Genomic DNA, 23,993 nt, shown 5'->3' on the forward strand with positions numbered 1-23,993 from the left:
TGACGCTTAACGGAAAAGAAAGGAATTGATGAAAAGGAGAGAAAAAGAAAGGGAGTGTCAAAGAATGAAAGCAAGAATTAGAAAAATTCTTGGCAAAACGACTCGGGTGTTGGCAATTATCTTTATGGTAGTGTCTACATTTGGAGTCAATGGTTTGTCTATGATTGCTGAAGCAGGCTCAACAGCAAGTGAAGGAACGGGGTTCGGTCAAAATGCATACGGCTATATGTATGGCGGAACAACTAACCCGAATCGTTTTCGTACTGTGTCTTATGCAACCGGCGGTTCAGAGCCTAATGGAGCGAAGTTCATGTTCTGTACCGAGAATGGAAAGATGGTAAATGGTGTTGGGTTTGGTTCAGCAACACAACAAACGATCACTGATCCGATCGGCGCCTATTTAATGAATGAATTGGTTAATAAGGATTATGGGGGCGCTGGGAATCGCCATCTAAATCATGCGACTGTTTCCTATTATGTACACAGATATTTAGAAACGGGAGGCGCCAATTCAGCCACAGCTCAAAAATTTCTGACAAGCGTCAATGCTTTTAGAGGGGACGCACAATTAGAAAGTGTACTCACAAGTTTCAGTAAACACTATGCTGCTGCACAAAAATACGCGGGTCCCTATACAGCGGAAATAAAGTTGACGCAAATTCCAGGAACAAAAACAGCAACAGCAAAGCTAGTTATCAAGTCAGCTAATGGAACAGATGTGAGCCAATGGTATGGTTCTAATATTCAGTTATCAATGACTGGCGGACAGTTTAAGAAAAATGGAGAATCTACTTCTGTCGGAAGCATTACTATTAATAAAGCGGCAGATTTAGATAACTATACTTTGGTTCAAGGACCAGCTGGTAATCCACTTTCTGTGACGGCAACGATTAACAATTTACCTGGGACACAATTGATTCGTTATAACTGGACCAATAGTCAAAACATGGTTGGCGCATATGTTCCGTTGCAAAAAGCGTTAACCGTGAAGAATGATTTACCGATAAAAGTAGAAAAATTCTCAATTGTGGGTTCGACAAAAGCACCAACGGAGCTTGAAGTTGGAGATCGTTTGTCAGATGAATTAACGATTTCACTAAAAGAAGGGGAATGGGCCATTGATTCAAGCACTGGTCAGAATGTTCCTATCAATCTAGAGGTAGACTGGTATTTTTCAACACAAGATTTTGGTAATACGAAATACGATGTAACTAATTTACCAGCGGGAGTTAGTAAAGTAACGACAGATATGATGGAGATTCGTGCCCCAGGAACGTATCAGTTAAATTCGAAAAATCTAATTGACAAGCAAGGCTACTATTATCCAGTATTGAAAATGGAAATTGATAAACAGGGCTCCAGTAAAGAGTTCCTAAAAGAAGGCTTCCAAGCGCCATTTAATGATACAAACGAAAAAATTAAAGTTATTGAAAAATTTGCTTTAACAGGGACGACAAAAGCTAAAAGTCGTGTAAAGGTCGGAGATACTTTAGTTGATACGTTGAATATCCAATTATCCGATCCAGATATGACGTGGCCGAATATTTTAGGAACAAATAACAAAGTGCCAGTGAAATTAGCTGTAGACTGGTATTATTCTGAAACGGATTATGGTTCTACTCAAATAGATGTTGGAAGTTTGCCAAATGATATTAGTTATTTAGGAAAAGATGAACTCACGATAACCAACACTGGGGAGCATGTAGTTAACTCACATTTGAAATCGACGAAGGCTGGTTTCTACTATCCGGTATTGAAGTTAGATCTGAATGATCAAGCGAACAAAGAACACTTTTACAATGGGTTCCAATGTAAGTTTAATGAACAAGATGAGCAGACGCTTAACAAATGGCAACCAAATGTCAAGACGGAAACAACAGTCGCTCAGCTAAGTCCTGAAGGTGGAAAAGTAGCGGATAAATTGACGGTCACTGGAAATAAAGGCGGTCATGAACTTACTATTACAAGCAAGTTATTAGGACCTTTCTTAACAAAGCCTGATTTTATTAAAAACAGCAATAACCATGAAGGTGGAAGTCCGCAAATTCCTTCTAACGCAAAAGTTGCTGGTCAGGTGCAAACGAAGATTCAAGGCAACGGTACGTTTACAACACCAGAAATCGAAGTGACTGAAAAGGGTTGGTATGTTTGGGTTGAAGAAATTGCTGAAACCACGTATACCGAACCGTGGTATTCTGACTTCGGTAGTGCAGATGAGTACGTAGTAGTTCCGTGGACGCCAAATATCGAAACGACTGTCTCTGAATCGACTTCCGAGATTGGATCACAGATTTATGATTCAATTACTGTCTTGGATCTTCCAGGATTATGGGGATTGCCGACAGATGGAAAAGGCGATACGGATAGCTGGGACTTCAAGAATCCTGAACTAGTCGGAAAAGATCGTGATCCTGATAAAAATGGCGAGTATAATTTGCCAGATGGCTTTGGTAAAGGGGAAGACAAGGCGCTTGAAGCGACCTTCACGATGTATTACAGTCCGTCTAAACCACTTCGCGGCAGCGTTCCTGCGAATGCAGAAGTATTTGATGTGGTAAAAGCTCCTTTATTACAAGGAACATTGAGAACAACTGAGTTCAAACCATTTGATAAAGCTGGATGGTACACGATCGTAGTATCAGGTGGCTCAGATGAGGGACGTTTAGCCAAATTCGAAACAGAGTATGGCATACCATCAGAAACCGTTCACGTTCCACAAGGACAAGAGGAAGAATATTATACACAGGTAAATGAAGAGTACACGTTTGTCGGCAAGCCAGTCTATGATACGCTGCATGTCAACAAATCTTTGAAGAGCGATGATGCCGAAGTAACCTTTACCTTGTATAAATATAGTGATAAAGTAAATGACTTTAATTATTCAAATGCAAAAGAAATAGCAAAATCTTCTAAAGGTATGCCGATTAAGAAATATGGTGAGTACAAGTCAAACACCGGGGGATACGGATTAGAAGACTTGAGAATTTCTGAGCCGGGAACCTATGGATGGGTAGCGAAAGTTATAGATACTAAAACCAACAAAGTGCTTTATGAAGGTGAACACGGCGATGGCGGTGAGGTATTTAATGTAGAGAAATTGAATATCCACACGAAAGCTTCCAGCAATGATATTTATCTTGGAGAGCCAATCTACGATACGATCATTCTAGAAAATACAGTTCCAGATGGCTATTACGTGATTGTTGACCTGTACAAATTCTCTGATAAAATCAATGACTTTGCTAATGCGGAAAGCGCAACGGATAAAGATATTGTCTGGACGTCAGATAAAATCAAAGTCAGCAGCTCTGGCGAATACAAATCAGGAACGTTTACACCTAAAGAAGTCGGTTCTTATGGTTACGTTGAGAAATTGTACGACGAAAAAGGCAACTTAGTTCACACTGGTAAAAAAGGTGAAGAAACTGAAAATGTCGTTGTTCGACCAAAAATTGAGATCGGAACAAGTGCTAAAGACAAAGACTCAGGAATCAATGAAGGAAATGCGGTAGACGAGAATAGTCAGCCAAAAGAAGAAGTAACGATCGTTGATACTGTTTCTTACAAAGATTTAGTGGTAGGTCGTGAATATACTGTCAAGGGTGTTTTGATGGATAAAGCAACAGGTCAAGCATTCGTTGATTCTGATGGTAAGAAAGTAACCGCTGAAAAAACCTTTAAAGCTGATAAAGAAAACGGCACGATTGATTTAGAATTTGTCGTGAAGAAAACAGATATGCGCGGCAAGACCGTTGTTGTTTTTGAAAAGCTTTACGAAGGTGAGAAAGAAGTCGCTGTTCATGAAGAAATCGATGATGAAGATCAAACAGTTAATTATCCTGAATTGGAAACCAACGCCACAGACGGAGATACTGGTACGAATGAGGGAAATGCGGCAGAGGAAGTAACGATCATCGATAAAGTGAGCTATAAGAACTTGATTATTGGCCGTGAATATACTGTCAAAGGTGTATTGATGGACAAAGAAACTGGCCAACCATTCTTAACAGCTGAAGGCAAAGAGGTACATGCGGAAAAGAAATTTACTGCTGAAAAGAAAAATGGCACAATTGAATTAGAGTTTGTGGTAACTAAAGGAGATTTAGCAGGTAAAACTGTCGTGGTCTTCGAGAAGTTGTATAACAAGGATAAAGAAGTAGGCTCCCATACTGACATAGAAGACGATGACCAAACCGTTTACTATCCTAATGTCGGTACGAAAGCCGCTGAGTCAAGTATACACGGAGATACGGTCATTATCGAGGATAATGTTTCATATGAGAACTTGATTCCTGGGAAACAGTACAAAGTTGAAGGTGTTTTGATGGACAAAGAAACTGGTAAAGCTTTCTTAATTGATAAGAAAGAAGTCACTGGTTCTGCGATGTTCAACGCATCTGATACCGGTAATGGTACAGTCAAAGTGAAATTTACTTTTGATCGAAGTGCTTTGAAAGATAACAAGGAACTGGTTGTCTTTGAACGCGTGTATGGATCAACTGGCAAAGTTGTTGGTACTCATGAGGATATTGATGACGAAGACCAGACGGTTGAAGTAAAACCAGATGTTGAGATCAAAACTTCGGCAAAAGATGAAGAAACTGACATGAACGAAGGTTTAGCAAAAGAAGAAGTGAAGATTATTGATACGGTTTCGTATAAAAACTTGAATGTTGGCCAAGAATACACGGTCAAAGGTGTCCTGATGGATAAAGCGACTGGCAAACCTTTCTTGACGAAAGATGGTAATGAAGTACATGCGGAACGTGATTTTGTTGCTCAAACTCAGAATGGCACGATTGATTTAGAGTTTATTGTAACGAAAGGTGATTTAGCAGGTAAGACCGTTGTCGTCTTTGAAACGTTATATGTTGAAGACAAGGAAGTGGGCTCCCACACGGATATTAATGACAAAGATCAATCAGTCAACTATCCAGAAGTGGGAACAAAAGCTTCTGAAACGAGCGTTCATGTAGAGACTGTTGTCCTAAAAGACCTGGTTTCTTATGATAATTTGATTCCTGGAAAAGAATATCAAGTAACAGGCGTGCTGATGGATAAAACAACTGGAGAAGCCTTTAAAGTTGACGGAAAAGAAGTGACTGGTAAGACGGACTTCACAGCAAACAAAAAAGGAACAGGCACGGTTGAAGTTGAGTTTACATTTGATCGCAAAGCCTTAGAAGATCCTAAAAATCTAGTGGTCTTTGAAAAACTATATAACGTTGAAGGCAAGCTTGTTGGTTTGCATGAAGATATCGAAGACAAAGATCAAACTGTAGAAGTCAAACCAGAGATTGAAGTAAAAACAGACGCCATCGATAAAGATACAGAGATGGATGAAGGATTAGCCAATGAACGGGTAACGATCGTAGATAGAGTGTCATATAAACATTTGATCGTTGGTAAGAACTACACGGTTAAAGGAACGTTGATGGATAAAGCGACAGGCAAGCCATTCTTGACTCGTGACGGAGAAGAGGTCCACGCTGAGAAGACCTTCAAGGCGGAAACGCCTGATGGCACCATCAATTTAGAATTCTTTATTAAACGTGGTGACCTCGCTGGTAAGACAGTGGTTGTTTTTGAAACACTTTATCACGATGTAAAAGAGGTAGCCGCTCATACGGATATTGAAGATGAAGCACAAACTGTGTCTTATCCGAAAGTCGGAACCAAAGCTTCTGAAACCACTGGATCAACGGATAAAGAAGTGATCATTAAAGATAGCGTATCTTATGAAAACTTAGTTCCAGGAAAAGAATATACGGTTACTGGTACGTTGATGGATAAAGAAACAGGAAAAGCCTTTAAGGTGGGAGAGGAAGAAGTAACGAGTAAGGCGACCTTTATCGCTTCAGAATCTGGAAGCGGAACGGTGGAAGTTACTTTCCAATTTGACCGCAAGTATTTAACCGAAGATACTGTATTAGTAGTCTTCGAGAAATTGTTTAATAGTGAAGGCAAACTGGTTGGATTGCATGAGGATATCGAAGATGAAGATCAGACAGTCCGTCAGCCAGAGGTTTCCACGAAGGCTAAAGACAAAGAAACTGGAACAAATGAAGGATATGCTGATGACGAAGTAACCGTAGTGGATGAAGTCAACTACAAGAATTTAGAAATTGGCAAGGAATACACGGTCAAAGGCGTCTTGATGGACAAAGCGACGAACAAGCCATTCTTAACCCGCGATGGCAATGAGGTTCATGCTGAGAAGACCTTCAAAGCGACTAAGCGTGATGGTACCATCGAATTGGAATTCAAGATCACGAAGGGCGATCTGGCTGGTAAAACTGTTGTTGTCTTTGAGACGTTGTATCAAGAAGATAGAGAAGTAGCTGCTCATACCGATATTGAAGATAAAGATCAATCAGTAAATTATCCGAAAGTTGGAACACAAGCGGCTGAAATCAGTAAAGATAGTGATGAAGATGTCGTCATTAAGGATATTGTTTTTTATGAAAATCTAGTTCCGGGAGAAAGCTACACTGTGCGTGGCAAACTGATGTTGAAAAATTCAGCTGAACCATTCACTGTAATGGGACGCGAAATTGAGAGTCAGGCAACGTTTGTAGCTAGCGATACTGGTAGCGGAACAGTCGAAATGAGCTTTACTTTCCGTCGTAATATACTTTCAGATGATTTGACACTCGTTGCTTTTGAAAAATTATTTGATACGAAGGGGAATCTGATTGGTGCTCATGAGGATATCAATGATGAAGCTCAAACGGTAACAGTGAAGAAAACAAATCCTGAGCTGCCTTCGACAAAAAGTGATATTTTCAACAACGGCAGCGGCCTCGATGTGTCGTATGGGGGAGGAGATTCTTCATACAGCAGCGGTGGAAGTTTGCCGCAAACAGGGGAGCAAGTGTTGAAAGTCTTGCCTTATATCGGATTAGTAATTGTCATTTTGGCAGGGGCACTCTACTTTTATCGGAAAAAGAAAGCATAATTCTCTAGTACTGTAGTGCGTAAGTTATTCCAAACAAAAAATTTCCTCTCGAAATAATTTTTGAGAGGAAATTTTTTCGTATAAAAAAGTAACTTGATCGGCATAACAATGGACTATTTCTAAATTTACGCGGCTGTTGATAAATCTAGATTCTTTTCATTAAATGTATCCCCATGTTCTAAGTCACCGTATTTGAACCCGCGCTTGAACCAATCCGTGCGCTGTTGGCTAGTGCCGTGGGTAAAACTATCTGGAACGACATATCCTTGGTATTCTTTTTGCAGCGTGTCGTCACCAATCGCATTTGCCGCAGTGATTGCTTCCTCAATGTCGCCTTCTTCTAGAATTGACTGTCCTTGATAGGTTTCTCCAGCGAGATATTTTGAAAAACATCCTGCTAAATAGTCAGCCTGTAATTCTAGACGTACACTATATTTATTGTATTCAGTTTCTGAAATCTGTTTTCGAATTTTCTCAAGTTGGTTAGTTATTCCCAACTCATTTTGTACATGATGTCCGACTTCATGGGCGATCACGTAAGCCATTGCGTAGTCACCTGTTGCGCCGTACTTATTGGATAACTCATCAGCAAAACTTAAATCTAAGTAAACGTTTTGATCGGCAGGGCAATAAAAGGGTCCGACCTGTGAGCTTGCTTGTCCACAGGCTGAGTTTACGCTATCAGTAAATAGCACGAGTTTTGGATTTTGATAGGGCTTGTCCAACTGTTCAAACTCGCTGTCCCAGTAATCCTCTAAATGTGCAAAGACGACTGCGGCAAATTCTTTTTGCTCCGTGTATTCTTTTGAAGAAACATTTTCAGTTTCATAAGTTGCCGGAGTAATACCACCGCCTAAAGTGTCGGTGACTGTCCCTAAATCTCCTCCAGAAATGAAAAAAACAATAATAGCAATCAAAAATACACCAATACCGCCACCAGCCGCTATTTTTCCGGCAGGTCGATTGTTACTTCCTGAACGATCTTCCACATTGGAGCTTTGTCGATCTCCTCGCCAGCGCATACTATTCCCCCCCCCCTCTTTCTTTTAATTCCATTTTAGCTGAAAAGAGAAATAGCACCAAAGAATAGGCCTAATAATGCACTGTATTTCTCTTCGTTTTCTTTCTGAAAGAGACATAAATAGTGAGGGCAAAGGGTTTTCTCTTTCTTAATTTAAAAACTTTAAGAATAATATTGAAATATATTTGTAACATTACTTTTATCTGCGTGATATATCACTATGTTAGAATTACTTCTGACGTTATGCGATCATTCATTTAAATCAACATAATAGCCGGAGGAATAATTAGTGAAAAAGAGTATATTATCAGCATTGTTGGTGTGTACAATTGCTGTCTCAGCAGTGCCAAGTATTGCACTAGCAGATAATTATGATCAACAAATTCAAGAAAAAGACCAAAAGATCAGTGATTTACAAGGAAAGCAATCCGATGTTCAAACACAAATTGATGGATTAACAAGTGAAATCGCAACAGTTAGTGGAAAAGTCAAAGACTTAGAAGCGAAACAAGATCAATTAAATAAAGATACAATGAAGTTACAAGAAAAAATTGCTACTTTGAAAGTACGTATCGCAAAACGTAATGAAGTAATCAAGAACCAAGCCCGTGATACACAGGTGAAGGGGCAAGCTTCTAGCTATGTTTCTGCTGTTTTAGAAGCAGATTCATTATCAGACGTGATCGGCCGTGTTCAAGCAATGTCAACGATGGTTAAAGCAAACCATTCATTGATGGAGCAACAAAAAGCTGATGAAAAAGCGGTAGAAGAAAAAGTTAAAGATAATGAAACAAAAGTTGCTGAAATTCAAGCAAACCAAAAAGAATTAGAAACACAAAAAAATGAAATTGCCAACAAACAAGCTGAATTGAATGTTGTGAAAGCGAACTATGCTGCGGAACAAGCAACCGCTGAACAAGATAAAGCGAAATTGAAGAAAGAACAAGAAGAAGCGAAAGCAGAGCAAGCACGTGTCTTGAAAGAACAGCAAGAAGCTGCAAAAGCACAAAAAGCTGAACAAGAACGTCAAGCCAAAGAAGCTGCAAAAGCACAAAAAGCGTTTGAAGAGTCTCAAGCAAAGGCTGCTGCTGAACAAGCGAAAGAAACAGCGGAAAGTTCAACAGCATCTTCTACTGAAGCTTCATCAAGTTCAAGTGAAGAAAACTCAACGTCATCTTCTTCAACACAAGAAACAACTACTAGCACGACTGAGGATACAAAAGATTCAACACCAGCACCAACGCCTACACCACCAACAAGTACTGGCGGCAGTAAAGTCGATCACACTGGTTCAGGTAATATGTATGCAGTAGGTCAATGTACTTGGTACGTAAAACAAGTTGCTCCTTGGGCTGGAACTTATTGGGGTAACGGATGTCAATGGGGTGCTTCAGCAGCTGCTGATGGCTTCCAAGTAGATGGTACGCCTGCAGCTGGATCAATCGTGGTCTTTGCTCAAGGGCAATCCGTTGGAACATGGAATGCGGATCCTTCATACGGGCACGTTGCTTATGTTCAATCATACAATGCTTCAAACAATACAATCACTATTACTCAAGGCGGTATGGGCTTCCCATCACCGACTGGACCAAATACTGCGACATTAAGCGCAGCTGGTTTACAATATATTCACCCATAAGAACCAGCAAAAGAGTTTCCGAGAGATCGGAAACTCTTTTTTTTTAAGGCAAATAATCCTGAAAAGCAATTAGTCTGAGGCTATTTTTTTTGCTTACTTTTGATTGCATAGATAGACAATAATAAGCAAAGGATCGCTAGAGCAGTCATAACCCAAAAAACATTATGAAAGGCATGAATAAAATGGTTGCCTAAAGCTGGTGAGATGTAGCGAACATTGGGTAATTGTGCGAACAAAACGGCAGACGCGATACTGATTCCAAGGCTCATGCCGATTGTTCTAAAGAATGAGGTTAATGAGCCTGCGACACCGGTAAATTGTTTGTCAACAAAGGACATCGCTAGTGAGTTATTTGGAGATAGAAAGATTCCCATGCCAATTCCGTTTAAAAGAATAGGAAATAAAACCAGCAGCCAATTTAGTTTTAAGGGATAAAAAGTATAGCCGATTTGAGAAAGAATCAAAGTGCTGATTCCTGTGATGATTAGTTTGCTGGAACCTATTTTATCCGAAAGCCGTCCAGCGATTGGAGCAATCAACAGCATAACGACGGATTGCAGGACCATTACCAATCCACTGATCATGGGATCAATTCGGTGTAAACTTTGAAGATAGAAAGGCAATAAGATATTGGAAGCGACATTGGTTAGCATCGCTAAAAACAGCGCAAACATCGATAACATAAATCGCTTGTTTCGTAGGACATTTGGTGAAATCCAAGGATTTTTACTATGATCATCCTGAATAAAGGAATAGATGGTTAGACTAGCACCAATAAAAAATGCGAGACTTCCTACTAAATAACGGGCATTCGAACTTTGAAAGAAAAGACTTGAAAGAGATAGGGTGATAATTCCTACAGAGAAAATTCCCTGCCCCAGCCAATTGGCTTCTTTTAAGGGCTGTTCAATTGTGACTCTAGTCAACTTTGGAAAAGTAAAGACGTGATAGCCGATAAAGGTAAAAATCAAACCTAATGGGACATTAATTAAATAGATCCAGCGCCAGGAAAATGCCGATAGCAGAACACCACCTAAGGCAGGTCCTGAAATCGCACCGACTGAAATAAACATGGAGATGATCGCCAAAGCAGTTCCCCGTTTTTCAGGGGTCGAATACTCTGTGGTTAGCCCGATAGAGTTCGCCATGATCATGGCTGAGCCGATTGCTTGGACGATACGCCCGAATAAAAGAGCGGTAAAACTTGGTGATAGACCGTTAATGAGTGATCCAGCTGTAAACAATATGCCGCCGACGAGAAAAATTAGTTCTTTCGAAAGAATGTCCCCCAAATGTCCAAAAGCCACCAACAAGATCGTCGTGGTGATTAAACCGATTTGCACGATCCATGTGGCTTCGTTATTTGTAATTGCCAAGGCATGACTGATTGTTGGCAAGGCTAAGTTCGTACTTTCACCTGATAGAGAGGTGATAAAAGAAAATAGTCCTAAAATTATAATAGACCTACTGAGTGTTTTCTGTTTTTCCATAGTGTTCGCTCCTAAAATGAAGAGATATAATTCCCACTCATTATAGTGACTATCGAAAAAAATTACGACAATAGTGTATTTTTAGTTGTATCAAGAGGCTATGAAATGGACTTTACAGTAGAAGAAATTGCCTGTATGAAGCTCTCGAAGAAACCATTATGGAGAAGATGGCTTAAAAAGAGAAAATGCTCAGCGAGAAACCGCCAAGCATTTATCATCAGTTTAAGTAGGGGAGAAGACTTTGGAAGAGGATCGCGCTAGAGGCCGCCCCGGGATCAATGTGTCCGATGGAGCGTTCTCCTAAATAGGAAGCACGGCCTTTTTTTGCTTGCATATCTTTTGTCTTTTCTTTAGCGGCTTCGATGCTATCAGAAGATAATTCAGTGTTTTTCAGATCATCAATCACTGTTTGCCAAACATCTACCATGGTTTTGTCGCCTGGAACGCCTTTTCCGCGAGCTTGAATTCCTTGTAATCCTGCTTCTAAGAGCTCAGCAAGTTCTTGTTTATTAGTGATTTCGGTTAGATTGTTCGTTTCTTTTGTCAAATTCATAAAGGCTGAGCCATATAAGGGTCCTGAAGCTCCACCAACTTTTGAGATGAGTGCCATAGACAGAATCTTGAAGGTATCACTAATTGTCTGAGGTTGTTTTTCTTTAACTACTTTAGCATATTCAGTCATTCCGCGATCCATGTTATTCCCATGATCACCATCACCAATGGGCGTATCTAACTCACTCAAATAAGCTTTATTTTCTGCAATCGCTTGTTCGAAATCGGACAACCAAGCTTGAATTTCTTTTACTGTTATATTCATTTTCCCTTACTCCTTACATGTAAAATTACCAAGAAATTGTTGAAACTGGAGCTGTCAATGCTTTTTGCCAGTCTGTATTTGTTAAATCAATAAATGTTAAGGAAAGTCCCTGCATGTCAATCGAGGTCATGTAATTCCCGACTTTATGGAAGCTGACCTGTATCTTTTCTTTTTTCAGCAAATCTGAAACATCGTTAATAAAAATGAATTGCTCCATCAAAGGGGTTCCACCCATTCCATTGACTAAAACACCGATTTCATTTGGCTTCTTGTCATAGGAAGAGATCAATTTCCCGACTAATTCTTCTGCTAATTTCTTTGAAGGCTGCAATTTTTCTCGACGATATCCTGGTTCGCCGTGAATACCAACGCCGAATTCGATTTCATCTTCTGCTAATAAAAAGCCCGGTTTTCCGACTTCAGGAACAGTCGCGGCTTTTAGTGCCACGCCAATCGTTTTGGTTGCTGCTACAACCTGGTCCCCTAATTTTTTTAATGTGGGTAAATCAGCGCCATGTTTTGCGGCATGGCCCAGTATTTTATGAACCAAAATAGTTCCAGCGACTCCTCGTTTGCCGGCAGTATACGTACTGTCTTCTACGGCAATGTCATCATCCACTACGACGATCTCCACAGCGATATCGTTCATCTCTGCGATTTCCTTCGCCATTTCAAAATTCAAAATATCACCGGTATAGTTTTTAACAACCAATAGGACGCCTTGGTCATTATTTGCTTCTTCAATGGCAAGTTCAATTTGATCAGGAGTAGGTGAGGTAAATACATCACCAAGAACAGCTGCACTTAGCATGCCATCACCAACAAATCCTGCATGAGCAGGTTCGTGACCGCTGCCCCCTCCTGAGACGATTCCTACATACGAGGAAGCCATATTTCTGGCTATGACTCGTGAATCCGTCACTCGATGAACAATCGTTGGATAGCTAGTCACGATTCCAGACAACATTTCTTCGATGATATCTCTTGGTTCATTCATAATTTTTTTCATCTTAGCGCCATCCCTTCTTAGGTGCATTTTTTGCTTCTGTTAGAATGTGCTCAAGGTCATCGGAGACACTAGCAGTAATTCCAGCAGCGAAGGCGCCCTCCACTAAAGGAGCATCAACTAATACATATTTTTTTTGCTGCTCTGCTTCCAACATATCAAAAGCCAATTCAGCACTTAGGACAGCACTTCCTAGATCAGCAAAGACAAAGAAGGTATCGACTGAATCGTTTTTATCGATAGCTTCAACGATTTTGGTAGGATCACTGCCTAGTTCATTATCAGCGGTTCCACCTAAAGAAAAGATCTGAAGGGAATCACTTTGAGCCATTTGTTCGATCATGTCTTTCACGCCATCTGTAATCTTTTTACTATGTGAAACTAAGAGAATTGCCTTTTTCATAGAATTACTCCTTATTTTAAATAGATTTAAAAGTTCTCGAATAATTAAAGCTCAATCAGTGCGAATCTTTGTAGGCCTGTCCAATGCGATCAGCGACGATGATCGCATTTGCAACTTCTTCCACCACAATTGGGAATGGCATAGAATGAATCGACTCTTCTGGAATTGAAGCGATTTTTGCGACTTCTAAGGCTTCTTCAAAGGTGATCGAAGGCACCCCCAGATCAGCTAATGTGAGAGGTAAACCAATTGCTGTCATGAAGTCCATCACCGCATGAAGTTCGGCTGTTTCCGCATCTTCTAATACAAGTTGAGCTAGAGTTGCAAAAGCAACTTTTTCTCCATGAAGATAATGGTGTGTTCCGGGAAGTACGGTCATTCCATTGTGGATAGCATGCGCTGCAGCCAAACCGCCACTTTCAAAACCTAAGCCTGAAAGTAAGATATTGGTTTCAACGATTTTATTTAACGACTCTGTGACCACGTTAGCATCACAGGCAATTTTTGCGTTCAAACCGTCTTCCTGTAAGTGTTCCCAACAAAGTTTTGCCATGGCCAGTGCTGCGTAGGTTCCACTTGCTGGTGGCGTTGATCCATCTAGAGACCCCATTGGCAAGCTTGCGTTTACCCGTGAATAAGAATTGTGTGTAGCGCGTGCTTCAAAATACGTTGATAATGCATCTCCCATACCAGCGACAAGGAAACGCGTCGGTGCTTTAGCAATCACTTTTGTATCTACTAGGACAACACTTGGACTTTGTTTGAAATACGCGTAATCATCAAATGACCCGTCTGCGTGGTAGAGCACTGCTGAATGTGAAGTCGGTGCGTCCTGCGCAGCAATTGTAGGAACAATAATTAAACGTTCGCCTTCCGCTACGACTTTTGAAGCATCGATCGCCTTTCCCCCGCCTAAACCAATGATGCAATCTGTTTGTTTTTCCTTAGCGATTGCTTGGAGACGTTTGGTTTCTTCTCGAGTAACTTCCCCATTGAATCCGCCTTCAATAAATGAAATATTGAATTTGTTGGCTGTGGAATCAAGCTGTGGACGGATCCGCTCAACGTCATCGGGATTGGCAATCAACAGGGCAGATTTTCCGAATGTTTTGACAAAATAACCTAAGTTTAATAGTTCGTCTTCTCCTTGAACATATTTTGTTGGTAAGATAAGTGCTTTTCTCATGATGAATCCTCCTTTGTTTTGTTTACACGTTAATCATAAAGCGTTATCATAAAATAATCATTGAACTGTGTTACCGCTTTCTTTCATAAAAACATTGAACTATTTTATGAAATGGGAAAATTTTGCTATTTTGCTCGGAAGTTCTATAATAAATTTAGAGGTGATCCTGTGAACAACACACAATTTGATATTGAACAAGTACTGGATCTGAATAAATGGGAAGCTGTTCAGGAAAGTATTGCAATAGCGACGCATTTAGCCATTATATTGGTGGACTATCGAGGCAGACCTGTAACAAAGCATAGTCAGGTTCAGCCTTTTTGTCAGCTAGTCCGTAATCATCCGGAGCTTTCTGTTTATTGTGAAAAGTGTGATTCTCGCGGGGGACTTGAAGCTGTACGAACAGGACAACCCTTTATCTATCGGTGCCATTTCGATATCGTCGATATGGCGATTCCTATCATGATAGATAATCGTTATGTAGGAGCTATCATGGCGGGAGAAATCCTGTTAGAAGAGGAGCAGGAGGATTTAGAGCAGGTGCTGCAGGTAGAGGATCAAACTTTCCTAAATACATTTAAAAAAGAGCATCATTTTTTGATCGATCAATACCCGCGTTTCACTAAAGAAGACTTAAAAAAATCGGCAGAGATGCTGGAAAAGATCAGTGAATACATTGTGTCTGAGGCAATAAAAAAGGACTATTTAATCAAAGCCTATCGACAAACATTGCGTCTATCTAAGCGGAAAGATCCCGTCGATGAGCAATCATTGGACTTAGAATTTGTTCAACAAGATATTCAACATTCGAAATTAGAAAATCGTCTGCAGGATTCAACAGGAGTTTATTTAGCTAAAAATCCATTATTACAGCCTGCGATTGATTTAGTATTTGAGAATAAGGCGAATCATGTGGACCTGAAAACGTTAGCCGAGGTAAGTAATCTTTCGCCTAGCTATCTAAGTCGTTTGTTAAAAGAAGAGTTTGGAGAACCTTTTAGCAAAATTTATGGGAAGCTAAAAGTTTATTGGGCACAACAATTGTTAGAGACAACGGATTGGCCGATTGCTGAAATCAGCGATGCACTTGGCTATATTGAGCCTAGTTATTTTGTTCGCAGCTTCAAAAAAATTACAGGAGTCACGCCATTGAAATACAGAAAAGATCAGCAAAGGCTGAAATAAGATAAATGGAGCTAATCAAAAGTGATTGCAGAAAAGGGCACTGCTTTTTTTCTGCAATCACTTTTTTGGTGCTTTGGTGGTGTTCGCTATTAAATTCCTACGATTCAGTTATAATAAACAAGTATGATTTTTTTTACATAGAAGGGAACCAAGGATACATGTTCACAAAGCTTTCAAATTACATAAAATCAGATTTAATCGAAGCAGAACGAGATACGCTGGATGATAAAGATACTTTGCAGCAATTAATTGCGCAGAATAATGGTCATTCTTTTAGTGAAGATCAATTAGCGGCGATTCGTTTTCCAATGCAGACGCATTTACGGATTATCGCTGGTGCAGGAAGCGGCAAGACTCAAACAATTTGTGCCAAAGCGGCTTATTTAGTATTAGAAAAATCAGTAGATCCAAAGGCAATCATGATGTGTACTTTTTCGCGTAAGGCAAAGTTAGAGATGGAAGCGCGAGTCAATCATTATTTAGGCGGCTATGCTCGTGTCAAAGTACAAACATTTCATGGCTGGTTCAACGCGGAGTACAATGAGTTGCTGCGGAAGAATCCCGACCTGAAACAGTGGGGGATTGAAGGGCAAATCGATGAAGATCAATATTATCAAGTGGCGAATCACTTAATAAAAAAATATCATTTATACAATTTTGACAAGCTTGAAGATCGAACGATTGCCTCTCGCATTAGCTATTGGCGAAACATGGGGTATTCGGATCAGGAGATGGTTGGATTTGTCGCCAAGTATTTTGATGGGCAGGAGCTTCTTCTGAATCAAAAATTAAGTGAAGTTTTTCAGCAGTTTTTAACTGAGCTGGCGTTGACAAAAAAGACGCAGCACTTTATTACTTTTGACGATATGTTGTTTAATCTGAAATTGATTTTAGAAAACGACAGAACAGCCCGGCAAACGCTGCAGGAGAAATACCGTTACATTTTTATTGATGAGTTTCAGGATATCAACCCGTTACAAAAACAGATTGTGGCGTTGATCTGTCCGCCAGATAAGGAAGTCATGCAGAAAAATTCCAGTAAGCTGATTATTGTTGGGGATGATGACCAAAGTATTTACTACTTTCGCGGGGCGGAGCCGAGTTATATTAAGACGTTTGAACAAGAGTACAAACAAACGTCTCTGAAATTAATGACTAACTATCGTTCAGATGCACCGATCGTAGAAGCAGGCAATCGCTTGATTCGTTTTAATGCCCATGATCGATTGGAAAAAACGATGACTGCTAGTAAAACAACGACTGCTCATGATTGTTATGGCATTGGTTTTCCTGATGATGAGGATGAGGCCGCTTGGATCGGACAAAAAATACAGAAGTTAGCCAGTGAAGCTCCGCTGGAGGATGGCAGCCCTGATTATCGTGGTACGATGGTCTTGTATCCGACACGGGTACAGCTGCGTTCCCTGTTGAAACAATTAAAAAAACACAAGGTACCTTTTGTTACACCGTCTAACGATGACTTGTTGGGGATTTTTGGATTGCCGTTGTTTAAGACGCTCTTTCAGCAATTAGAAATGTTGGCCTCGGCGACAGCAATCCAACAAAAAAATGACGCACTGAAGAAAATCATTCAGCAATATGCCTTTTTTCATTTCATCAAATTTAATTCTAGTGCAAAATTTAGCGACGAACTGTTTAGTAAAAACAAGTTTAAGATTAATGATCTAGTTGCTTTTTTAGTCAGTGAACGAAATCTTTCTCCATCATCGCAAGATCATGCAAAAGTGTTTTTTAAGGAAATGTACTTTTTTTATCAACAGGGTAGGCTAAATCTTACGGCATTAGCAGATGCGCTGCTGGCAACACCCAAATTCAAAAAGGATTTGAGTGAAGAAGAGGCAGATTGGTTGCATAAAGAGTTGTCTGCAGCAGGAGATTGGCCAGGGCTTCTAGAAGCTTTTCAACAGGCTAGTCAGCAAAACGAAGGTATGAAAAAAAGACTGCGTGACTATGATCAGGAAAAATTAAATGCCGTTTATTTATTGTCGATCCATGCCAGTAAAGGCTTAGGCAAGAAAAACATCTTTATTAAAGGTGTTTATCAAGACGCGTTACCAAACCATCACACAGTAAAGAAAGCCGACTGTGATTTGCAAAAGGCAAGAGAGGAAGGCGCTCCACCGACAACGTTAGAGGAGCAACGCCGATTGATGTATGTGGCTATTACACGTGCAAAGGAAAATCTTTATGTTACCTATCCAAAAACTGTCAACAATAAAACCATTGAACCCTCGCCGTTTTTAAAAGAAGCAGGATTGCCACTCAAAGAGTATCGAAAAAAATAGTATAATAGATGGAAACAGGAGGCATTATGGCAGACTTGAGATTAGAAATAGGCAGTGCAAATTATCTGCGAGCGGCCAGCAGTTATGTTCGAATGCAGGTTTTCATTTTGGAAAGAAACATGTCACTGGCGGATGAGTTTGATCAGAATGATACATTAGCTACTATCTATAGTGTCCTTTTTGATGGAGGCCGACCCGTCGCAACTGCTCGCTTGTTAACGGAAGCTAAGGATGTAGCACGGATTGGTCGTGTAGCGACGATTGCCGAATATCGTGGCTACCATTTAGGTAGTCAAGTGGTCAAAGCATTAGAAAAAGTAGCTGAACAGAAACGCTACAATCAGATTTTGATTCACGGAGAATTGTCAGCCGCAGCCTTTTATGAGAGTTTAGGATATATAAAAAGAGGCGAGCCATACGAAGAGGATGGCGTATCTTGTATTACATTAGTAAAAATGATTTGAGTCAGTAAATCGAAAGGATGGAGGGACATGGATCACGAAGAGCAAGCAATGACTTATTTTCAAGCGGGTCGTAACTGTTGTCAGGCAGTCGTCGGTGCTTATTGCCAGGAAATCGGGCTCGAGTTGGACAGGGGAAATGAACTGGCGAGTCACTATGGCGGCGGTAATTATCAGGGGTTATGCGGAGCATTAGCTGGCACGTATATGATCGCAAATTTTTTAAAAGGAACACCGGAAATGATTGATCCAGCAAAGTGTAAAAATGATGCAGCTGGAAAGCTTGTCGTTGAAATGACGCAAGAGTTTCAACAAACATACGGCTCGCTTTACTGCACGAAGCTGCTTGGAAAAAGACCATGTTCCGAGTATGTCCGTACTGCTGTGAAGCTTCTCGAAGACAATCTAACTGAATAAAAGGGAATATGGATCAGTTAACAGAAGCGTTGGCTGATCTTCTTTATTCAGAATAAAAATGAAAACGATTGAAAAAAGGATTTGTCAATCGCAAAACTGTATGTTAGGATTTTCACTATCTAGGAGTTGATTAAGGGAGAAGTATTGGAGGAGAATGCCTAACATGAGTATCACAACGATTGAGGAAATCAAAGAAAATCTTGTGAACTATCTATTTAAATGGAGAAAACAAATTGCTATTGGGGGAGTAGTTGTAGCGATTTTAGTGCTGTTTACAATTATTAATAAAGTAACACCCAATAATTCTGCCTGGCTTCAAGGTAATTGGACCAATCAATCGGTGAACTATTCTTTTAAAGCTCAGAATAAGAACTTTACTGATTGGACGATTAAGCGTAAGGGTGCTTTAGCATTAAAAAAAGCGAGAGTCGCGGTGAATTCCACTAAAAAGGAAGTCGTTATGACAGACGACGGGAACACGATCGAATATCACGTGATTCGAACAGGACGAAAGCAATTGAGATTAGAAATAGTGAGAGACGGGAAAAAGAAAAGCTTAGTAGAACTGAATAAAGAGTAAAGATCAATCCTCAATAAAAGGAGATTGATCTTTTTTGTATGCTAAATATTTTTTTGAGAACAATTCTTTGCTGGTATTTTATAAAAATAGTACTATCAAAAAAGGAACGAAATGAGGTAATACACGACTGTAGAGTTGAACCGAAGTATTACCCAAAATATAGAGGTCTACCATGAAAAGGAGAGGTTCACATGAAAGTTGTAGTTATCGGCGGAGTTGCCGGCGGTCCTTCATTTGCCACACGCTTACGTCGGTTGAATGAAGAGCATGAGATCGTTATTTATGAACGTGGAGAAAATATTTCTTACGCCAGTTGTGCGTTGCCATATTATTTAGGCGGTGTGATTGAAGATTTAGATTCTTTGATTGAACGAACACCTGAAATTTTGAAGGTAAAAAATAATATCGATGTCTTCACGACTCACGAGGTACAGACAATTGATCCGGATAAGAAACAACTGGTTGTTAAGGATTTAAAAACTGGAGAGGAAGCAATAACGAACTATGACAAATTAGTTATTTCTGCAGGTGCACGTCCAACTTTTCCACCAATTAAAGGGGCTGAGAAAGCAGAAAATGGCTTTGTTTTACGCAGTGTCACCAATGCGGCTGACATCAAGTCATTTATCGATGAAAAGGATCCTAAGAATGTTCTAGTTTTAGGTGCCGGTGTTATGGGCTTGGAGTTGGCTGAGAACTTCAAGCATCGCGGAATGGATGTGACTCTCGTTGACCAATTGCCGCAGGTCGCGTTTCCCTATGATGAAGAAATTGCGGATTTAATCTACGATAAGCTGATTGAAAAGGGTCTGCATGTTCATTTAAGTACAAAGGTTGAAGAAATTCGCCAAGCAGGAAAAGAAGTTGTGTTGTCTGATGGCACAACGCTTGAGCCAGATATGATCATTTTCGCTACTGGGGTTGCCCCAAACAATGAAGTGGCGAAATCCGCTGGTATTGAACTATCTGATGATGGGCAGATTATTGTTAATGATCAATTAGAAACGAACGTCCCTGATATCTATGCGATCGGAGATATTATTAAAACAACGAGCCTAGTTACAGGACTAGCAACATCCAGTATGCTGTCTAGTGCCGCCAATCGGCAAGGACATATGTTAGCAGATATGGTCAATGGCACACCAATGAGTTATCGTGGGTATATCGGTGCTGGGGTAGCGAAAATCTTTGATTACACCGCAAGCTATGCTGGGATGACAGAGCATGCTTTGAAGGCTGCGGGAATCACGAATTATAAATCCATCTTTGTAACGCCCTTTGATCATGCGTACTTTTATCCAGGAGCGACACGCTTAAACTTAAAAATCATTTTTGATGCGACAAGCGGCAAAATTTTAGGAGGACAAGCAGTTGGTGAAAAGGGTGTAGACAAGCGAATGGGCGAACTATCTGTGGCTATCACTGGCAATCTAACAGTCTTTGATTTACCAGATTTGGAATTGCCTTATTCTCCTCCCTACTCAACGACACGCGATCCATTAAATATCGCCGGCTACGTGGCGATTAATCAAATGACCAATGTGGTCGAAACGATCAAGGTGGAGGATATTCCGGCAGAGGATTTAACCAATGCCTTTTTCTTAGATATCCGCGAACCTAATAAAGCGGCCTCTGGCAGCATCGAAGCGACCAAAAACATTTCAATGAACGAGTTGCGTGATCGCATCAATGAGATTCCAAGGGATCGCAAGGTGTATATTACCTTCAGAAAAGGCCTAAATACCTATACTTCTGCTCGCATTTTAGCAGGCTTCGGCATTCCGGCTATTTTGATTGAGGAGTAAAGGAATGAGTGAATTCAATCAAGTGTTCAATCAAGCACAGCAGTTCTTGATCCTACAGGCCTATATTGATTCGCAGCTGTCAGCAGAGGAATTAATGAATTTCACGTTATTGGAAACAATGGATAATCTGCCGGTTGTGTTCTATTCGGCGGGAGTGATGCTGATTCAACCGGATATTGATTTGGATCAATTCACCCATAAGTTTTATCCCAGGGATTCTATGGCTGTTCAACGCAAAGAGCATGAGTTAGAAATTGTTTTGCCCACACAAAAATTGCTGTTTCATTTTGACGAAATAAGTGAAGCCGAACAAGTCGAAAATGATTTGGTCTATTTATACTCGAACATCGAATAGTTGCCCTCTGAAATTCATCGTAGTATGGTAAAAGTAGTACATTATCACGAACTAGGAGGATTTCATGATGGAGAACACAGAATTTGCGATGGAAATGCTGGATCGCGCGCAAGAACGTTTTGAAGATACCTTTGAGCAGATGACGACGGAAGAGGCGAATCAAATGCCGGCTCCTTTAATCAAATCTGTTACTTGGCTTATGTGGCATACTGCGCGAGAACTAGATCTGCAAATTTCGGATTTAAATGGAACGGAAGCGTTATGGACAAGCGCTGGCTGGTCAGAGAAATTTGCTTTAGATTTACCGGACGATACGGAAGATTATCGTCACACCCCTGAAGAAGCCGCGAAAGTAATCGTAACAGATCGTCAATTGGTTTTAGATTATTTATCTGCCAGTGTAGCTTTTACAAAACAGTATTTGAAAAACGTTGAGGAAAGCAGTCTTGATGATGTGATCGATACCAATTGGAACCCGCCAGTAACCCGGCAAGTTCGTATCGTTTCGGCCATCGACGATGCTGTGATGCACTCGGGACAGGCAGTTTATACTAGACGATTGGTACTAGGAAAATAGATTTTAGGACAGCCCCTTTGTGAAAAAATCGGGCTGTCTTTTTTACTTACGAAAATGAAAAACAGTGTTTCACTTGCTAAATGAACTTTGTAGTGCTATTCTTTTTTCGAAAGAGGGATGGTGCACCCCTCCTAACTGCTGAATTATTCAGCTGATGGCGCCTGTTATAAGTTAAATACTTTTAATGCTCTGGCTTATTCGCTTTGAGTCGTTTTAAAGGTACTTAACGTGTAACAGGTTTTTTTGTATTCATTTTTAAGGAGGAACTAAATATGACAGTCGTAATTGAAAAAGTAAAAGCAAGAGAAATTTTTGATTCCCGCGGAAATCCAACCATCGAAGCAGATGTCCTTTTATCGGATGGTTCGTTGGGTCGTGCGGAAGTACCAAGTGGTGCATCTACAGGAGATCGTGAAGCAGTCGAATTGCGTGACGGCGGTGATTACTTAATGGGAAAAGGTGTCATGAAGGCAGTGGAAAATGTGAATACTGAGATCAATGATGCGTTGAAGGGATTATCTCCTTTTGATCAAGCGAACATCGATAAATGTATGATTGACTTAGATGGTACGCCAAACAAGGGGCGCTTAGGAGCCAACGCCATTCTTGGCGTTTCTATGGCGATCGCTCGTGCGGCCGCTAAAAGCCAAGGTATTCCTTTGTATCGCTATCTTGGCGGAGTGGATCTTGAATTGCCACAGCCCTTTTTCAATGTAATCAATGGCGGTGTTCACGCGGACTCAGGAATTGACGTTCAGGAATTCTTGATCACACCAGTAAAACGTGAAAGCTTCCGTGATGGTGTTGAAAAAATTGCTAACACCTACCATACATTAAAAAATATTTTAGCCAAAGAAGGGTACGAGACTGCTGTTGGTGATGAAGGTGGTTTTGCTCCTAAATTAGGCAGTACAGAAGCAGCAATCGAAATGCTATATCGTGCTATTAAGGAGGCTGGGTATGTATCAGGTGAAGAAATTGCCATTGCATTAGATCCGGCATCGAGTGAATTTTATAACGAGGAAACAAAAAAATACCATTTTGAAGGCGAAGAAATGACTTCAGAGGAACTGCTGACCTACTATCAAGATTTGGTAAATAAGTATCCAGCAATCATCTCCATTGAAGATGGATTCTCCGAACATGACTGGGAGGGCTTCAAGAAGATGACTGAAGCTATGGGAAAAGATATTCAATTAGTCGGTGATGATATTTTTGTAACGAATCCCGCCATCTTCGCTGAAGGAATTGATAAAAAAATTGCCAACTCAATTTTGATCAAACTAAATCAAATCGGTACCGTCTCCGAATCAATCGAAACGATCAAACTAGCTCGAGCTAATGGGTATTCAACCATGATCTCTCATCGTTCAGGTGAAACGGGTGATACATTTATCGCTGATTTTGCGGTTGCAATGAATGCCGGACAAATCAAAACCGGATCGATGGCCCGAAGTGAACGGGTGGAAAAATACAACCAGTTCCTACGTATCGAAGAAGAATTAGCAGGCTATGCAAAATTAGCACGTTTTCCTAAGGTTTAATTAATAAATGATTCTTTAATAACCCTCTGCCCATCTTTTTAATGAGCAGAGGGTTTTATATTTAAAGATCAATGATTGAAATTTTAAATACGTCCTTAAATGAGAACGTGCGCTTTGAATTATCATTTTTATTGTGAGAGAAATAGTGAATTGATACAATTCATAAAATGCGCAAATCATTAAACGTACAAAAAAGGCATTTATAGATTTTAGTAACCAGACACGTTTTGCACTATTAGGTGG

The 23,993-nt window shown here is 40.3% G+C and carries 17 protein-coding genes and 1 riboswitch; of the genes, 11 read left to right on the forward strand and 6 right to left on the reverse strand.

Going from position 1 to position 23,993, the window contains the following annotated elements:
* Positions 1 to 64 precede the first annotated feature (64 nt).
* Positions 65 to 6,958, forward strand: a complete 6,894-nt coding sequence (locus tag J9537_RS02165; RefSeq protein ID WP_218256556.1) for a VaFE repeat-containing surface-anchored protein — start codon at positions 65 to 67, stop codon at positions 6,956 to 6,958.
* Positions 6,959 to 7,083: 125 nt separating this feature from the next.
* On the opposite strand, the gene ypfJ is transcribed toward J9537_RS02165, so the two are convergent.
* Entirely contained in the window at positions 7,084 to 7,980 is an 897-nt protein-coding gene (gene ypfJ / locus J9537_RS02170; protein ID WP_218256557.1) for a KPN_02809 family neutral zinc metallopeptidase, read from the reverse strand.
* A 288-nt stretch (positions 7,981 to 8,268) separates the two neighbouring features.
* Here ypfJ and J9537_RS02175 point away from each other — a divergent pair, with 288 nt between their 5' ends.
* Positions 8,269 to 9,618, forward strand: coding sequence for a CHAP domain-containing protein (locus tag J9537_RS02175; protein WP_218256558.1), 1,350 nt, complete (start codon positions 8,269 to 8,271; stop codon positions 9,616 to 9,618).
* A gap of 80 nt (positions 9,619 to 9,698) precedes the next feature.
* Here the strand turns inward: J9537_RS02175 and J9537_RS02180 are convergent, their stop codons facing one another.
* The 5 genes from J9537_RS02180 to J9537_RS02200 form a co-directional block, all read right to left on the reverse strand.
* Positions 9,699 to 11,108, reverse strand: a complete 1,410-nt coding sequence (locus J9537_RS02180; protein WP_218256559.1) for an MFS transporter — start codon at positions 11,106 to 11,108, stop codon at positions 9,699 to 9,701.
* 217 nt (positions 11,109 to 11,325) lie between these two features.
* Complete coding sequence (dhaL, locus tag J9537_RS02185) at positions 11,326 to 11,925, reverse strand: dihydroxyacetone kinase subunit DhaL (protein ID WP_218256560.1); 600 nt, start codon at positions 11,923 to 11,925, stop codon at positions 11,326 to 11,328.
* A 25-nt stretch (positions 11,926 to 11,950) separates the two neighbouring features.
* Positions 11,951 to 12,934, reverse strand: coding sequence for a dihydroxyacetone kinase subunit DhaK (dhaK, locus tag J9537_RS02190; RefSeq protein WP_218256561.1), 984 nt, complete (start codon positions 12,932 to 12,934; stop codon positions 11,951 to 11,953).
* A gap of 1 nt (position 12,935) precedes the next feature.
* Positions 12,936 to 13,334 carry a dihydroxyacetone kinase phosphoryl donor subunit DhaM gene (gene dhaM, locus J9537_RS02195; RefSeq protein WP_218256562.1) on the reverse strand — a complete coding sequence of 133 codons (399 nt, stop codon included), beginning with the start codon at positions 13,332 to 13,334 and terminating at the stop codon, positions 12,936 to 12,938.
* Positions 13,335 to 13,389: 55 nt separating this feature from the next.
* Positions 13,390 to 14,520, reverse strand: coding sequence for a glycerol dehydrogenase (locus J9537_RS02200; protein WP_218256563.1), 1,131 nt, complete (start codon positions 14,518 to 14,520; stop codon positions 13,390 to 13,392).
* Between the two features lie 168 nt (positions 14,521 to 14,688).
* Between J9537_RS02200 and J9537_RS02205 the strand changes: the two genes are divergently transcribed.
* The 9 genes from J9537_RS02205 (at position 14,689) to eno (ending at position 23,750) form a co-directional block, all read left to right on the forward strand.
* On the forward strand, positions 14,689 to 15,705 hold the full coding sequence (locus tag J9537_RS02205) for a PocR ligand-binding domain-containing protein (RefSeq protein WP_218256564.1): 1,017 nt from the start codon (positions 14,689 to 14,691) through the stop codon (positions 15,703 to 15,705).
* Between the two features lie 158 nt (positions 15,706 to 15,863).
* Complete coding sequence (locus J9537_RS02210) at positions 15,864 to 18,011, forward strand: ATP-dependent helicase (protein WP_218256565.1); 2,148 nt, start codon at positions 15,864 to 15,866, stop codon at positions 18,009 to 18,011.
* A gap of 26 nt (positions 18,012 to 18,037) precedes the next feature.
* The gene (locus J9537_RS02215) at positions 18,038 to 18,475 is read left to right on the forward strand and encodes a GNAT family N-acetyltransferase (RefSeq protein ID WP_218256566.1); all 438 of its coding nucleotides are present in this window, start codon (positions 18,038 to 18,040) and stop codon (positions 18,473 to 18,475) included.
* 27 nt (positions 18,476 to 18,502) lie between these two features.
* The gene (locus tag J9537_RS02220; protein ID WP_218256567.1) at positions 18,503 to 18,889 is read left to right on the forward strand and encodes a C-GCAxxG-C-C family protein; all 387 of its coding nucleotides are present in this window, start codon (positions 18,503 to 18,505) and stop codon (positions 18,887 to 18,889) included.
* A gap of 163 nt (positions 18,890 to 19,052) precedes the next feature.
* Positions 19,053 to 19,469 (forward strand): hypothetical protein, encoded by a 417-nt coding sequence (locus J9537_RS02225; protein ID WP_218256568.1) that lies wholly within the window; start codon positions 19,053 to 19,055, stop codon positions 19,467 to 19,469.
* 191 nt (positions 19,470 to 19,660) lie between these two features.
* Complete coding sequence (locus J9537_RS02230; protein ID WP_218256569.1) at positions 19,661 to 21,274, forward strand: FAD-dependent oxidoreductase; 1,614 nt, start codon at positions 19,661 to 19,663, stop codon at positions 21,272 to 21,274.
* Positions 21,275 to 21,278: 4 nt separating this feature from the next.
* Positions 21,279 to 21,629 carry a hypothetical protein gene (locus J9537_RS02235; RefSeq protein ID WP_218256570.1) on the forward strand — a complete coding sequence of 117 codons (351 nt, stop codon included), beginning with the start codon at positions 21,279 to 21,281 and terminating at the stop codon, positions 21,627 to 21,629.
* A 67-nt stretch (positions 21,630 to 21,696) separates the two neighbouring features.
* Positions 21,697 to 22,206 carry a DinB family protein gene (locus tag J9537_RS02240; protein WP_218257309.1) on the forward strand — a complete coding sequence of 170 codons (510 nt, stop codon included), beginning with the start codon at positions 21,697 to 21,699 and terminating at the stop codon, positions 22,204 to 22,206.
* A gap of 104 nt (positions 22,207 to 22,310) precedes the next feature.
* Positions 22,311 to 22,377, forward strand: a riboswitch (Fluoride riboswitch).
* Positions 22,378 to 22,478: 101 nt separating this feature from the next.
* A complete protein-coding gene (eno, locus tag J9537_RS02245) occupies positions 22,479 to 23,750 on the forward strand; it encodes a phosphopyruvate hydratase (protein WP_218256571.1) in 1,272 nt (423 codons plus the stop codon).
* Positions 23,751 to 23,993 lie beyond the last annotated feature (243 nt).

Source organism: Enterococcus raffinosus, from assembly GCF_019175485.1.
GTDB classification, from domain to species: domain Bacteria; phylum Bacillota; class Bacilli; order Lactobacillales; family Enterococcaceae; genus Enterococcus_A; species Enterococcus_A raffinosus.

Excerpts from the sequence above, each read along its gene's own strand:
- J9537_RS02165 (WP_218256556.1), top strand. The coding sequence starts at position 65 with ATGAAAGCAAGAATTAGAAAAATTCTTGGCAAAACGACTCGGGTGTTG.
- ypfJ (WP_218256557.1), bottom strand. The coding sequence starts at position 7,980 with ATGCGCTGGCGAGGAGATCGACAAAGCTCCAATGTGGAAGATCGTTCA.
- J9537_RS02180 (WP_218256559.1), bottom strand. The coding sequence starts at position 11,108 with ATGGAAAAACAGAAAACACTCAGTAGGTCTATTATAATTTTAGGACTA.
- dhaL (WP_218256560.1), bottom strand. The coding sequence starts at position 11,925 with ATGAATATAACAGTAAAAGAAATTCAAGCTTGGTTGTCCGATTTCGAA.
- dhaK (WP_218256561.1), bottom strand. The coding sequence starts at position 12,934 with ATGAAAAAAATTATGAATGAACCAAGAGATATCATCGAAGAAATGTTG.
- dhaM (WP_218256562.1), bottom strand. The coding sequence starts at position 13,334 with ATGAAAAAGGCAATTCTCTTAGTTTCACATAGTAAAAAGATTACAGAT.
- J9537_RS02200 (WP_218256563.1), bottom strand. The coding sequence starts at position 14,520 with ATGAGAAAAGCACTTATCTTACCAACAAAATATGTTCAAGGAGAAGAC.
- J9537_RS02210 (WP_218256565.1), top strand. The coding sequence starts at position 15,864 with ATGTTCACAAAGCTTTCAAATTACATAAAATCAGATTTAATCGAAGCA.
- J9537_RS02215 (WP_218256566.1), top strand. The coding sequence starts at position 18,038 with ATGGCAGACTTGAGATTAGAAATAGGCAGTGCAAATTATCTGCGAGCG.
- J9537_RS02220 (WP_218256567.1), top strand. The coding sequence starts at position 18,503 with ATGGATCACGAAGAGCAAGCAATGACTTATTTTCAAGCGGGTCGTAAC.
- J9537_RS02225 (WP_218256568.1), top strand. The coding sequence starts at position 19,053 with ATGAGTATCACAACGATTGAGGAAATCAAAGAAAATCTTGTGAACTAT.
- J9537_RS02230 (WP_218256569.1), top strand. The coding sequence starts at position 19,661 with ATGAAAGTTGTAGTTATCGGCGGAGTTGCCGGCGGTCCTTCATTTGCC.
- J9537_RS02235 (WP_218256570.1), top strand. The coding sequence starts at position 21,279 with ATGAGTGAATTCAATCAAGTGTTCAATCAAGCACAGCAGTTCTTGATC.
- J9537_RS02240 (WP_218257309.1), top strand. The coding sequence starts at position 21,697 with ATGGAGAACACAGAATTTGCGATGGAAATGCTGGATCGCGCGCAAGAA.
- eno (WP_218256571.1), top strand. The coding sequence starts at position 22,479 with ATGACAGTCGTAATTGAAAAAGTAAAAGCAAGAGAAATTTTTGATTCC.